This window comes from Burkholderia sp. Bp9142 (assembly GCF_003853415.1).
Taxonomy (GTDB): domain Bacteria; phylum Pseudomonadota; class Gammaproteobacteria; order Burkholderiales; family Burkholderiaceae; genus Burkholderia.
Genome location: NZ_QTPP01000009.1, coordinates 215600 through 229149 on the forward strand (window position 1 = coordinate 215600; position 13550 = coordinate 229149).

The 13550-nt window shown below is 69.8% G+C and carries 12 protein-coding genes; 3 read left to right on the forward strand and 9 right to left on the reverse strand.

Annotation, left to right across the window (positions count from 1 at the left end; genetic code table 11):
• Positions 1-39: 39 nt before the first annotated feature.
• The 7 genes from guaD to DIE22_RS13325 all read right to left on the reverse strand — a co-directional run bounded on the left by guaD (position 40) and on the right by DIE22_RS13325 (position 7162).
• Positions 40-1356, reverse strand: a complete 1317-nt coding sequence (guaD, locus tag DIE22_RS13295) for a guanine deaminase (RefSeq protein ID WP_124496783.1) — start codon at positions 1354-1356, stop codon at positions 40-42.
• 16 nt (positions 1357-1372) lie between these two features.
• The gene (locus DIE22_RS13300) at positions 1373-1753 is read right to left on the reverse strand and encodes a hypothetical protein (RefSeq protein ID WP_260426659.1); all 381 of its coding nucleotides are present in this window, start codon (positions 1751-1753) and stop codon (positions 1373-1375) included.
• 27 nt (positions 1754-1780) lie between these two features.
• Positions 1781-2806 (reverse strand): adenosine deaminase, encoded by a 1026-nt coding sequence (locus DIE22_RS13305; RefSeq protein ID WP_124496782.1) that lies wholly within the window; start codon positions 2804-2806, stop codon positions 1781-1783.
• Positions 2807-2824: 18 nt separating this feature from the next.
• Positions 2825-3829, reverse strand: coding sequence for a xanthine dehydrogenase accessory protein XdhC (xdhC, locus tag DIE22_RS13310; protein WP_124605262.1), 1005 nt, complete (start codon positions 3827-3829; stop codon positions 2825-2827).
• Positions 3830-4435: 606 nt separating this feature from the next.
• The gene (locus DIE22_RS13315; RefSeq protein WP_124496780.1) at positions 4436-4948 is read right to left on the reverse strand and encodes a disulfide bond formation protein B; all 513 of its coding nucleotides are present in this window, start codon (positions 4946-4948) and stop codon (positions 4436-4438) included.
• A 149-nt stretch (positions 4949-5097) separates the two neighbouring features.
• Positions 5098-6474, reverse strand: a complete 1377-nt coding sequence (locus DIE22_RS13320) for an amidase (protein ID WP_124605263.1) — start codon at positions 6472-6474, stop codon at positions 5098-5100.
• Between the two features lie 7 nt (positions 6475-6481).
• Positions 6482-7162, reverse strand: a complete 681-nt coding sequence (locus DIE22_RS13325; RefSeq protein ID WP_124496778.1) for a GntR family transcriptional regulator — start codon at positions 7160-7162, stop codon at positions 6482-6484.
• 277 nt (positions 7163-7439) lie between these two features.
• Here DIE22_RS13325 and DIE22_RS13330 point away from each other — a divergent pair, with 277 nt between their 5' ends.
• Together DIE22_RS13330 and DIE22_RS13335 are read left to right on the forward strand one after the other, a co-directional pair.
• Positions 7440-8609 (forward strand): gamma-glutamyl-gamma-aminobutyrate hydrolase family protein, encoded by a 1170-nt coding sequence (locus tag DIE22_RS13330; protein ID WP_124496777.1) that lies wholly within the window; start codon positions 7440-7442, stop codon positions 8607-8609.
• A gap of 165 nt (positions 8610-8774) precedes the next feature.
• Entirely contained in the window at positions 8775-9428 is a 654-nt protein-coding gene (locus DIE22_RS13335; protein WP_260426660.1) for a DUF2968 domain-containing protein, read from the forward strand.
• 297 nt (positions 9429-9725) lie between these two features.
• On the opposite strand, the gene DIE22_RS13340 is transcribed toward DIE22_RS13335, so the two are convergent.
• Positions 9726-11564 (reverse strand): tetratricopeptide repeat protein, encoded by a 1839-nt coding sequence (locus DIE22_RS13340; protein WP_409410190.1) that lies wholly within the window; start codon positions 11562-11564, stop codon positions 9726-9728.
• 130 nt (positions 11565-11694) lie between these two features.
• Here DIE22_RS13340 and DIE22_RS13345 point away from each other — a divergent pair, with 130 nt between their 5' ends.
• On the forward strand, positions 11695-13350 hold the full coding sequence (locus DIE22_RS13345) for an FAD-dependent monooxygenase (RefSeq protein ID WP_124605266.1): 1656 nt from the start codon (positions 11695-11697) through the stop codon (positions 13348-13350).
• 8 nt (positions 13351-13358) lie between these two features.
• On the opposite strand, the gene DIE22_RS13350 is transcribed toward DIE22_RS13345, so the two are convergent.
• Positions 13359-13550: formate dehydrogenase subunit delta (locus DIE22_RS13350; RefSeq protein ID WP_124496773.1), on the reverse strand; the 192-nt coding region annotated here is incomplete at its 5' end.

Consider the following 13550-nt stretch of genomic DNA (forward strand, 5'->3'; position numbering starts at 1 on the left):
CAGCGCACGCCGGAGCAGGGTGAGGCAAACGCGCGTGAGTTACGCGGCGGCGCGGCGTGCGGCGCCGCGCTCGTGCACGAGCCGGCCGGCCGCGTACGTGCGGTACACGGCGCGGTCGTCGCCGAGCAGCGCGAACGCGAACAGCAGTTCCTCGAGCGACTCCGCGCGCTTCGTGCGGCGCGCGAGCAGCGGCGTGGCCTGCGGGTCGAGCACGACGAAGTCGGCTTCGGTGCGCGGCGCGAGCGTGCCGACCGTGTCGGCGAGATCGAGCGCCTGCGCGGCGCCGGCCGTCGCGAGCCAGAACATCCGCGTGGCGGTCAGATGGTGGCCCGACAGCCGCGCGACCTTGTGCGCCTCGTTCATCGTCTGCAGCATCGAGAACGACGTGCCGCCGCCGACGTCGGTCGCGAGCGTGACGGGCACGTCGTATTCGCCGGCCTTGTCGAAGTCGAACAGCCCGCTGCCGAGGAAGAAGTTCGACGTCGGGCAGTGCGCGACGACAGTGCGCGTCTCGGCCATCCGGCGGCGGTCCTCGTCGTCGAGGTGGATGCAGTGGCCGTATACCGCGCGCGGCCGCAGCAGCCCGTAGTGATCGTAGATGTCGAGATAGCTGCGGTGCCCGGGGAACAGCTCGGCCACCCATTTCACTTCATCGACGTTTTCCGCGACGTGGCTTTGCACGAACACGTCCGGATGGCGGCGCGCGAGTTCGCTGCACGCCTCGAGCTGCGCCTCGGTGGACGTCGGCGCGAAGCGCGGCGTGAGCGCGTACATCTGCCGGCCGTTGCCGTGCCAGCGGTCGATCAGCTCGGCGCTGTCGTCATAGCCCGATTGCGCGGTGTCGCGCAGGAACTCGGGGCAGTTGCGGTCCATCAGCACCTTGCCCGCGATCATCCGCAGGTCGCGCGCGTCGCTCGCCGCGAACAGCGCGTCGGCCGACTGCTTGTGCACGGTGCAGTAGACGAGCGCGCTCGTCGTGCCGCAGGCGAGCAGTTCGTCGACGAAGAAGTCGGCGACCTCGCGCGCATGCTCCGGATCGCCGAACTGGCGCTCGGTCGGGAACGTGTACTTGTCGAGCCACGGCAGCAGGCCGGGGGCCGGCGACGCGATCATGTCCGTCTGCGGATAGTGGATGTGCGTGTCGATGAAGCCGGGCACGATCAGCTTGTCGCGCAGGTCGTGGACGACCGCGTCGCGCGCGAGCGTCGCGGCGAGCCGCGCATGCGGGCCGGCCGCGACGACCTTGCCGTCGTCGACGATCAGGAGGCCGTCGGTCTCGTGGATCGCGGCCTGGCTCGACTGTGCCGGGTCGCCGTTGAAGGTCAGCAGCTGGGAACGGAAAGCGGTTTGCGTCATGACGAATGGTCCTGCATCAAGGTGAGGCGAACAGAAGAAAACGGTCGGCGCCGCGCGGGCGACGGCATGGAGGGCGCTGCCCGCGCATGCTCGATGGCGGGGGCGCCGCGAAGGCGGGGGCGCCACGAACTGCGATTGCGCACGCAAGCGAAGCGGCCGCCATCGCCGGGTTGCCGGCGGACAGCGCAGCGATTGCGATGGCAATCGCGACGGTCGGCGCTGTGGCGAACTGCATGACGAGCCGCAACGACGGGCTTCGGCGTGCGACGACGCACGACGCGGTCGCCATGCGGGCGACGGACGCGATGCCGGCATGCGTGCACGGTGCGCGCATGCGGCCGGCACGGCGCAGGGCCGAACCGGTCGTCGCGAAGCGGATGTCGTTGCGGTGTTTCATCTGTCTAGCGAACCTCGATGCCGGCCGTCACGCGGCCTGCCAGTACGTATCGAGACGCGCGATCAGCGCATCGCGCTGCGCCGCGTCGACGAACGACGCCTCGAAGCCGTTGCGGATCACCGCGTGCACTTCGGCGTCCGTCAGTTGCAGTCCGTCGACCGTCGCGAAGTAGTTGTCGTTGACGTAGCCGCCGAAGTAGGCCGGATCGTCGGAGTTGATCGTTACCGCGACACCGCGATCGAGCAGCGCCTTCAGCGTGTGCTTCGCCATGTCGTCGAACACGCACAGCTTCAGGTTCGACAGCGGGCACACGGTCAGCGCCGTGCGCGTGCGCGCGAGGCGTTCGACGAGCGCCGCGTCCTCGATGCTGCGCACGCCGTGGTCGATCCGGTCGACCTTCAGCACGTCGAGCGCTTCGTGGATGTAGGCCGGCGGGCCTTCCTCGCCGGCATGCGCGACGAGCTTCAGCCCGAGCGCGCGCGCCTTCTCGAACACGCGCGCGAACTTCGTCGGCGGATGGCCGAGCTCGGACGAGTCGAGGCCGACGCCGATCAGCCGATGGCGATAGCGTTCGAACAGCGGCAACGCGGATTCGAACGTCGCGAGCGCGTCCTCTTCGGACAGGTGGCGCAGGAAACACAGGATCAGCTTGCTCGACAGCCCGCGCTGCTCGGCATCGGCGAGCGCGCGGTCGATGCCGGCCACCACCGTTTCGATCGGCACGCCGCGTTCGGTGTGCGTCTGCGGGTCGAAGAACAGTTCAGTGTGGACGACGTTGTCGGCGAGCGCGCGCTCGCAGTACGCGGCCGTCATGTCGTAGAAATCCTGCTCGGTCAGCAGCACGCTCGCGCCGGCGTAGTAGATGTCGAGGAACGACTGCAGGTCGGTGAACGCGTAAGCGGCGCGCAGCGCGTCGATCGACTCGTACGCGAGCTTCACGCCGTTGCGCTGCGCGAGCGCGAAAATCAGTTCGGGCTCGAGCGAGCCTTCGATATGGATGTGCAGCTCCGCTTTCGGAGCGCGGGCAATCTTGTCCTTGAATGTCGGGGTCATGGCGTTGTTCTTGGTCGGTCAGAATGTTGGGGAAGCCTGCGCGGACGCGTTTGCCTCGACGGCCTGCAGCAATTGCGCAGCCACCGAGATTGCGATCACTTCGGGCGCCTTGTCGATGATGCCTTCGACGCCGATCGGGCAGCACATCCGCGCGACCTGGGCCGGGTCGATGCCGATCGCTGCCAGCCGATGATCGAACTGCACGCGTTTGGTGTGCGAGCCGGTCATCCCGAAGTACGCATAGTCGCCGCGCCGCAGGATGCGCTCGGCCAGCACGAAGTCGAGCGTGTGATCGTGCGTCATCACGACGAAGTACGCGTGCGGCGGCGCCGTGTCGACGGCATCGGCCGGGCTGGCGACCGCGTCGATCGCGAGATTGCCGATCCCGGCGAGTGCCTCGGCCGGCGGGAACACCGCATCGGGCCCGTCGATCCAGCGCACGTGGCACGGTAGCGTCGCCAGGATCTTCACGAGCGCGGTGCCGATGTGTCCGGCGCCGAACAGCACGACCGGGAACGCATACGGCGCGATCGTTTCGGTCATCAGCGACACGCCGCCGGTTTCCCACAGCAGGCAATCGGCACGCGCGGCGGGCGATTCGGGCTCGCTCAGCAACGGCACACCCGGCGAGGGGCCGAATGATACGCTACGCACGGTCGCGGCGCCGGCCGCGACGCGCTTCGCGAGCGACATGATCCAGCCGAGGTCGCCGACGTCGAGCCGCTCGAACGCGAGCACGACCGCGCCGCCGCAGCACTGGCCGAGGCTCGGGCCGAGCGCGAGCCGTTCGAGCCTGCGCGCGTGGGGCACGTGCGCGCCGTCCTTCAGCAGGTGCCGCGCGATCTCGATCGCCTTCCATTCCAGGTGACCGCCGCCGATCGTATGGCGGGCCGTGTCGCGCGTGACCAGCATCTTGGTGCCGGCCTCGCGCGGCGCGGAGCCGTCGGTATGCGCGACCGTCACGAGCACGGCCGCTTCGCCGTGCGCGAGCAGTTGCTGCAGATCGCCGAGCCAGGCTTCCATCAGCAGGCTCCGTTCGGGACGACGTGGCACGACGCGCGGCGCGGGCGGGCGGGCGTGGCGGCAGCGAGGACGGATGGGAGCGAGGCGGGCCTGCCGCACGACTGATGCCGTGCGGTGGCCGTGCGCCGAAGGCGCGCGCGAACGACGCCGCGGGATGCGCGGACGCCATGAGGGTGACGGATGCGGATGGTTTGCGTTGTCATGATGAATCCAGTCGACATTGCGGATCGGGCGCGCGTTACGCTGGAGGTGAGACCGCCTGGCCTCGCGCACGTAGATCGCCATCCAGTCGCGAAGATAGCACCGCAAAGCGACGGGAACATTGCCGGGCGGTGATCCGGGCTATCAGACAGCGATCATGTCGATCATAGGCCCGCCGCGCGGGATCGGGGCGCCGATGCGCACGCATCGGGCCGAAACGCTTGCGCGGCGGGGCGTGCGCGCGGATGTCGCGCGATGCGCGTTCGCCCGGAAATCCGGGCTGCGGCGGCGGTAGGTGTTTACGCGCGGCCGGCAGGGTGCGGCCGCGCGGGGACGTTGCCGGCGCAGGCGGGCGGTGCGGCTTCGCGGCCTCGACCGGTCGGCCGGACCGCGTGGCGCGGCCGGTCAGCCTGCCAGCTTGCGGCGATGGCGCCAGAGGCTCGAGACGACGGCAACCAGGATCACGGCGAAGCCGATCAGCGCCCAGCCGGGCAGCAGGATGCCGAAAATCGGCGGGTAGACCGTCTCGCACAGGCCGGCGACCTTGAACATGCCGGGGAACCACTGGGCGGGCGGCAGGCTGTCGACGATCGGCTGCAGCGTGTCGAAGCCGCAGCTGAAGCCCGGATTCATCTGGATCGACAGATGGCGCGCCGCCGTGCCGACGCCGCCGGCCGCGGCGATCGCGATCAGCAGTTCGAGCACCCAGATGCCGCGCCAGTTGCGCATTCCGGCGGCGAGGAACGCGAAGATGCCGATCGCCGCGAAGAAGTAGCGCTGGATGATGCACAGCGGGCATGGGTCCTCGTTCTTCACGTACTGCAGGTACAGCGCGCCGGCCAGCAGGGCGATGCACACCCAGCCGAGCAGCATCAGCAGGCGGCGTTCACGGCGGAGGGCGAGCGTGGTGTCGTTCATGTCGGCGGGATTCCTGTCGTTGGTCGGTCCGAGAAACAATCGCGCGATTTTAGCGCGAACGATCTGGCACGAAACTGACAGCGCGCGTGCGGCACCACGCCGCAGCCGCTTCGTCCGCTCCATCGCCCGCCGTCATTGCGCGGGTGCGCTCAGCGGATCGTGTTCAGCACGGCCTCGACTGCCTGGCCGATCGCGAGCAGCGCGTCGTCGCGTTGCGGCGCGGCCGCGAGCATCAGGCCGACCGGCGCCGCGTCGCGCGGATGGCAGGGCAGCGACAGCGCACATGCGTCGAGGAAGTTGAACGCGCTCGGGTTGCGCAGGATCAGCGCATTGGTGCGCGTGAACACGGCGTCGTCCGCTTCGAGTTCCGCGATGCGCGGCGGCACGACGGGCACGGTCGGCGCGACGAGCGCGTCGAAGCGCGCCCAGACCGTGTGCGCCGCTTCGTCCAGCATCGCGTGGCGGGCGGCGAGCAGGTCGAGATAGTCGGCCGCGCTCGCCGGCTCGCCCTTCAGGATGCGCGACAGCACGCGCGGGTCGTATTGGTCGCGGTGCTGCGCGAGCAGCGGGCGATGCCACGCGTACGCCTCGATCGGCGAGAAGCCGAAGCGGTTGATGTCCGGCAGCCGGTCGAGCGCGGAAAAGCGTACTTCCTTGACGATCGCGCCGGCGGCTTCGAGATGCTTCAGCGATGCGTCGAGCGCGGCGGCGACGTCCGCGTCGACGCCGTCCGTCACATAGTTGGTCAGCACGCCGAGCCGCACGCCTTCGAGCGGCCGCGTTGCAGGCACGTGCGGCTCGAGGCCCGCGAGCATCCGGTCGACGAGCGCGCAGCACGCAACCGTCAGGCCGATCGGGCCGAACGAGTCGAGCGTCGTCGACAGCGGCACGCCGCCTTGCGTCGGAATCCGGCTCGCGGTCGGCTTGAAGCCCGTGAGCCCGCACAGCGCGGCCGGAATCCGGATCGAGCCGCCGGTGTCGGTGCCGAGCGCAACGGCCGCCATCCCGTCGGCGACGGACGCGGCCGCGCCGGACGACGAGCCGCCGGCAATCCGCGCGTCGCCCGGTACGTCGCGGCGGTATGGCGAGCGCGGCGTGCCGAAGTGCGGATTCAGGCCGAGCCCCGAGAACGCGAACTCGCTCATGTTGGTGCGGCCGACCAGCACCGCGCCCGCACGCTTGAGCCGCGCCACGGCGACCGCATCCGCCTGCGCGGGCGGCGAGCCGTCGAGCACGCGCGAACCGGCGCGCGTCACCTGGCCCGCGACGTCGAACAGGTCCTTCACCGACACGGGGATGCCCGCGAGCGGCGACAGCACGGTGCCCGCGGCACGCAGGCGATCGTGCGCGTCGGCGGCTGCGCGCGCGTTGTCGGCGTCGACTTCGGTGAAGACGGCCGCGCCCTGGCCCGACGGATCGGCGATTCGTTCGAGCGCGACGTCGACGAGCGCGCGGCTCGTGGTCCGGCCGGCGGAGAGGTCGGCGGCGAGCTGGGCGAGCGGGGGGAAGGGCGTGAAAGTGGTCATGGGCGGCTCAGGGGCGAAGCTGTTGGACAAGGGTGGCGCGAAACGAATCGATATGGCGTTCGACGGCCGCGCGCGCGCCGGCGGCGTCGCGCGCGGACAGCCGCTCGAACAGTTCGCGGTGTTCGCGCTGGACGTCGGACAGGTGGTGCGGTTCGGACAGCGTGACGAACCAGAAGCGCAGCGAGCGTTCGTGCAGCGCGCGCAGGATCTCCGCGAGCACCGTATTGCGCGCCGCCGCGGCGATCGCCTGATGAAGCGCGCGGTCGAGTTCCATCATGCCCTCGACGTCGTGCGTGTCGACGCACGACTGCCCGTCGTCGAGCAGCACGGCGATGCGGGCGAGATCGTCGGGCGTCGCGTGGCGGGCGGCGAGTTCGACGCAGTGCGCTTCGTTGATGCGCCGCACCTCGATCACCGCGACGATGTCGTCGAGCGACAGCGGCTGCACCAGCAGCCCCTTGCGCGGCATCACGGACAGCAGCCCTTCGAGCACCAGCCGGTGCACGGCCTGATGGACGGGCGTGCGGCCGATGCCGGTGCGTGCGACGAGGTCGGCTTCGTTGAGCGCGGCGCCGGGCTTCAGGCGCATCGTGATGATGTCGCGCTGGATCAACGCGTACGCGCGGTCGGCGAGGCTGAGCGTCGATGCGGCGGGCCGGCTTTGCGGCGCGTCTGTCAGCGCGTTCATGCGGACGGCGGCGCGGTGGCCGGACGGGGCACGATCATGGCGGGGCGATCGGGAAGCGTGGATGATCCGTGGATATTATTGTGATATATCAGCGATGTCCAGTCAGCTTCCCGATCTCGGGAAGCAGCAGAACAGGGCCGGCGACGCGTTCGGTGCGGGATGCGACAGCTTGCAACAATATCGACAGGATGTTGCAGGTTTACCGCGCGATCGTGCGCTGACGCATAATGAATCCTCGTCAATCCAATACGCGCGAGCGACGTACCAGACCATCGTCATGAGCGAAAACACGTCTTCCCCGGCCGGTCTGCCCGGCACCTCATCCGCTTCTTCCTATTCCCCCCGTTTCGATCCGGCGAACACGCCCGCCGCGCAGGCTGCCGCTGCGCAGCACGTCGCTGCGGACGGCGCATCGACGGTCACGGCCGCGTCCGAGCCGGGCGCGCCGGGTGCCGCCGTCGACGGTGTTGCAGCGTCGCCGAAACCCGGCGCACCGCCGCCCGGCTTCGGCGCGCAGCCCGATTTCGAGACGCCGCGACCGCCGCCCGCGAGCGCGCAGAATGCGCCGCCGGCTTACCTGAAACAAAGCGACACGCCGTGGTCGGTGTTCGGCCGGATTGTGGCGGCGCGCGCGCGCCGGCTGTTCGACCGCGCCGGCCAGCGGATCACGCAGCGCACGCTGCGCATCGGCGTGTCGGCGCGGATCTTCCATCCGGAGCCGGGCGCGAAGGGGCTGCGCGGCAAGACGCTGCAATATCTCGAGGAATCGATCGCGCACTGGGTGATGTCGCGCGACGTGCTCGTGTTCATGATTCCGACCGTCGGTCACCAGGGCATGCTGCACCCGAGCAACATCCGTCTGCGCGATTACGCGAAGCATCTCGACGGCCTGCTGCTGCAAGGCGGAGCCGACGTGTCGCCGCAAACCTACGCGGCGTCGGATGCGCACCCCGAATGGCCGGGCGACCGCGTGCGCGACATGTACGAGCTCGAGCTGTTCCACGAGTTCGTCGAGTCCGGCAAGCCGGTGCTCGGCGTGTGCCGCGGCGCCCAGCTGATCAACGTCGCGTTCGGCGGGTCGCTGTACCAGGACATCGCGACCGACGTGCCGACCGCGAATGCGCACGTGAGCGAGCATTACGACCAGCATCGCCACGCGATCCGCTTCCCCGACTCGTCGACGCTCGCGAGCATGTTTCCCGGGCGCAGCGAAGCGATCGTCAACTCGATCCACCATCAGGCGATCCGCGATCTCGGCCGCGATCTGAACATCGAGGCCGTGTCGGCCGGCGACGGGATCATCGAGGGCATCCGCTACCGGCGTGCGCCGTTCGTCGTCGGCGTGCAATGGCACCCGGAGTTTCATCGCGCGGGCGGCTCGGAACTGCTCGACTGCACGCCGCTGCTCGATGCGTTCCTGCGCGCGGCGCGCGAAACCCGCCTGTAGCCGGCGCTTGCACTGCCGCGCAGGCAGGCCGGCCGCATCCCGTTAATTTCGAGATGCGGCCGTTTCCTTTTGAACGATAATCGCGACTCCCGATTCGTTCGCCGGAGTCTGACGTTGGCCTGCCGATATTTTTCCCTTGCACGATGCGCAACCTGGATCGTTGCGATGGCCGCCTGCGCGCATGCGGGCGCCGCGTGGTCCGCCGACGCGAGCGCGCCCGTCGCGGGCACCCGCCCCGCGGTGACGAGCCTGAGCGGCGATGCCGCGCCCGCGACGTCGGCGTCGGCCGCAACCGCGACGGACGCCGCCGCGCAAGGCAATGTGGCCGAACTCACGCGGATGCTGCACGACGGCCGGATCGTCGAGATGCGCACCACCTACAACGGCAGCTACGGCGCGAGCCTGATGTACGATTCGCGCGAGATGACGTATTACGTCGCGCTGTTCCAGGACAAGCATCTGTGGCGCGTGATCCGGTCGCAGGAGAAGAACCGCGCGGAGATGGTGTACGCGAACTTCGTCCAGCAGACGGCGCAGCTTGCGGACGTCGAGATCCGTCGCACCGAACTTCAGGCGCAGAAGACGTTCCTCGAACGCGTGATCGGGCTGCAGGCGAATCGCGCGCAGCAACTGCAGGCCGATCTGAGCGTCGCGCGCAGCCAGCAGGCCGAGGTGGCGCAGCGGCAGAAGTCGGCGCAGGAGCAGACGCAGGCGCTGCAGGTCGAGAAGCGGGCGGCGCAGATGCAGTTGCGCGATCTGCAGGAGCAGGTGCGGCAACTCGAGCGGCAGGCCGAAACGGGGTTGCCCGCGCACAAGTAATCTTGTATCGATCCAGCGGGATCGAGATGAACGAAACCCGGCGAAGCAGGCTTCGCCGGGTTTTTTATTGGGTGGGCGTCAGCAGGGGAACGTGCCGGGTGCGTCGATCGGGCGGCGGTGCGACGGTTGCGACGAGCGGTTGAAGTGAGCCGCGGGCGCATCCGCCGCCCGTGCAGGGGCGATCGGTCGATCAGAGCGATCGGGTTCTGATCCGCCTGTCGGGATGATTCGTCCGAGCCGAATGCGGCGACGGCAACCGCGGGCCCGGTCCAAGGCAACTGTCGGCTTCGCGTGGCTTCAGGCGTCGCGCAACGCGCACGCGACCGTCGCCGCCACGTCGAGCCACTGTCCCGGTGCGGACTGCCGGGCGAGCCTGGCGTGCGGATACCAAGGGCAGTCGTCTCCGGTGAACCAGCGCCAGTCGGATGCGAACGGCAGCATGATCCACAGCGGCTTGCCGAGCGCGCCCGCGAGGTGCGCGACCGCCGTATCGATCGTGACGACGCCGTCGAGCCGTGCGATCAGCGCGGCCGTGTCGGCGAAGTCGTTCAGCCGCCCGTCGAGGCGATGCACGCGCGGATGCGCGTCGACGCGCGCCTGTTCATCGTCGTCGAGCGCCGGCTGCAGCACGACCCAGTCGATGTCCGGCAGCGCGAGCAGCGGCGCGAGCGCGTCGAACGGCATCGAGCGGTTTTCCTGCGCCTGCCGGCGCCCCGACCACGCGAGACCGAACTTGCGCTTCGACTGCCCGCCGAGCGAGCCGCGAAAGCGCCGGTGCGCGCTGTCCGGCGCATCGAGGTAACGCTCGCCCGCGACGATGTCGGCCGGCTGCAGACCGAGCAGGAAAGGCAGGCTCATCAACGTGCACGCGACGTCCGCCGCCGGCGGCTTCGCGGCGCCCTGTGCGACGAGCGTCACGCGCCAGCGCGTCGCGGCAGGTGCGAGCAGCGCGACGAGTTCCGGCTGCACTTCGAGCACGACGCGCGCGCAGCGCGCGCGGGCCAGCGGCACGAAGCGGACGAACTGCAGCGTGTCGCCGAAGCCCTGTTCCGCACGGATCAGCAGCGTGCGCGACGCAATCGGCTCGCCTTGCCAGCGCGGCAGCGTGCCGAGCGGCGTCGCGCCCGGCGTGTCGTGGCGCGTTTCGTACGCGGGCAGGCCGCGTGTGAAGTCGCCCAGCGTCAGCAGCGTGACGGCGCGGTGCAGTTGCGCGAGTTTCAGGTCGGGGGCGACGCGCAGCGCCTGGTCGAACGCGCGCAGCGCCATCTCGTGCGCACCGAGTGCGTGATGCGCATTGCCGAGGTTCAGCCACGCGAGACTGAACGCCGGATCGAGGCCGACCGCGCGTTCGTAGTAGGGCAGCGCTTCGCGCTGGCGTGCCTGCGCGCACAGCGCGTTTGCGAGCCCGAACAGGGCGAGCGGGAACGGCGGGTGCAGCGCGAGCGCGGCCTCGAACGCCGCCGCGGCTTCACCGTGACGGCCGAGCGCCTCGAACGTGTTGCCGAGATTGAAATGCGCGGCGACGAAACGCGGCTGCGCGGCGATCGCCGCCTGGAAGTGCGCGATCGCGTCGTCGGCCCGGCCCATCGCGTTCAGCGCCATCGCGAGATTGTTGTGCGCGCCGGCATGTCCGGGACGCAGCTCGAGTGCACGATGGAATGCGGCGAGCGCGTCGTCGTGACGGCCGAGCGCATTCAGCGCGTTGCCGAGGTTGTTGTGGATCGACGCGTCGTCGGGCGTGAGCCGAAGTGCGCGGCCGAACGCGTCGACGGCATCCTCGTGGCGCTGCAGCGCCGCATACGCGTTGCCGAGGTTGTAGTGCGCGAGCGGAAATTCGGGCGCGAGCGTCAGCGCGTTGCGAAACCGGTCGATCGCTTCGTCGAGCCGGCCGAGCGCCTTCAGCGCGTTGCCGAGATTGAGCTGCAGCGCGGCGTCGCCCGGGCGCAGCTCGACCGCACGCCCGACGAGATCGGCTGCCTCGGCATGCTGGCCCTGCTGATGCCGCAGCACGCCGAACAGATGCAGCGCGTCGGCGTCGGCGGGATTGGAGGCGAGTGCGGTGCGATAGCCGTGCTCGGCCTCGGCGAGGCGGCCCGCGCGGTGCGCGGCATACGCTCGGTCGAATGCGGAATCCATGACGCGAAAACTGGCGGAAAGCGCGTATTTTCCCACATTGCGCGCGGGTACCCCGGATCGGCCGGTCAGCATATGGCCCCGTCACGCAGAGCGGCGTAGACTTGCAGGATCGCGTGTCATCGAGGCTCTCATGGCTGACACACTGCTCGATATCCCGCCCGTGCTGATCGTCGGCGCAGGCCCGACCGGCCTTGCCGCTGCGATGAGTCTCGCGCGTGCCCGCGTGCCGGTGCGCATCATCGACCGGCTCACCACGCCCGCACCGTATTCGCGTGCGATCGGCATTCAGGCGCGCACGCTCGAACTGCTGGAGCAGCATCGCGCGGTCGAACCGTTTCTCGTGCTGGGGCATCGCGCGCATGCGGCCGCGTTGCATGCGGACGGCCGCGTGATCGCGCGGCTCGATTTCGATCCGCTGCAAACGCGCTATCCGTATCTGCTGTTTCTCGACCAGAGCATCACCGAGCGGCTGCTCGCCGAGCACCTGGCCGGGCTCGGCGTGACGGTCGAACGCGGCGTCACGCTGACCGCGTGCGACGCCGGCGGTACATCGCTCGACGTGACGATCCGCGGCGCCGACGGTCGTGAACAATCGTTCGCGCCGTCGTACCTGATCGCCGCCGACGGCGCACATAGCACGGTGCGCCATCTGCTTGGCCTCGGCTTCGCCGGGCAAGCGTTCGAGCAGACCTTTCTGCTCGCCGATTTCGCGGCGATACCCGACTGGCCGGACGAGGAGATCCACCTGTTCACGACGCCCGACGGCATCGCCGGGCTGTTCCCGATGGGCGGCGGCCGCTACCGGCTCGTCGCCGACCGGCCGCCCGAAGGCGACGCATCGCCCGATGCGCCGCCTCCGTCGCTCGCGGAATGCGAGGCGATCGTGCGCGCCCGCGTCGGTGCGTCGATCGCGCCGAGCGACCTCGCGTGGTCGTCGTATTTCCACCTGCATAGCAGGATGGTCGACCGGCTGCGTCACGGGCGCGTGTTCTTCGCGGGCGACGCCGCGCACGTTCACAGTCCGGCCGGCGCGCAAGGCATGAACACGGGCATCCAGGAAGCGTTCAATCTCGGCTGGAAGCTCGTGCGCGTGCTTGGCGCGGGCACGCCGGACCGGCTGCTCGACACGTATCACGCGGAGCGCCATCCGATCGAGCGCGACGTATTGCGGCAGACCGGCCTCGTCACGCAGATCGTCGAAGCCGACCATGGCGCGATGAAGCTTCTGCGCGATCATGTCGTGCCGCTGCTGGCGTCGTTCGGGCCGGTGCGCGACGCGGTGCGGCGCACCGTCAGCGAGCTCGGCGTGCAATACCGGAAAAGCCCGCTCACGCTCGAACGCGTGCTCGACGGCGGGCCGCGCGCGGGCGAGCGTGCGCCCGATGCACTCGTGCATGTGGTCGACGGGCCGCTCGGCCGGGCGCCGGGAACCGCGCGGCTATACGATCTGCACGACCCGGCGAGCTTTACGCTGCTGCTGCTCGAGGAGCCGGCAAGTGTCGACACGGGCGATACGAGCGACGTGCCGCCGATGCCCGCGGATGCGCAGACGCTTGCGCAGGGGCTGGCGCGAATCATGCCGGGCGCCGTGCGGACGTGGCGTGTCGCCGATGCCGAAAGCGACGGTGCGGAAGGGCTTGCGCAGGCATACGGCCGCTCGAGGCCGTCGTTCTACCTGCTGCGGCCTGACGGTTACATCGCGGCGCGCGGCCGCACCGCCACTGACGCGACCGCGCTGCTGCGCCACTGCGAAAGCTGGTTCGCGGGCATGTCGGTGCCCGCGTAGCGGGGCGCTCAGGCGGGAGCTGCGGCCGGCACGAGCGATGCACGGTGCGCGGCGATCGCGTCGCGCACGATCGGCGCGGCGCGTCGTGCGGCTTCGCTCGACGGATCGTCGAGCGAGGCGAGAAGCGCACGCCGCATCCGCGGCTCCCAGAAGCGCCGGATATGCTCGGCGATTCCGGCCAGCGCTTCTTCGCGATCGGG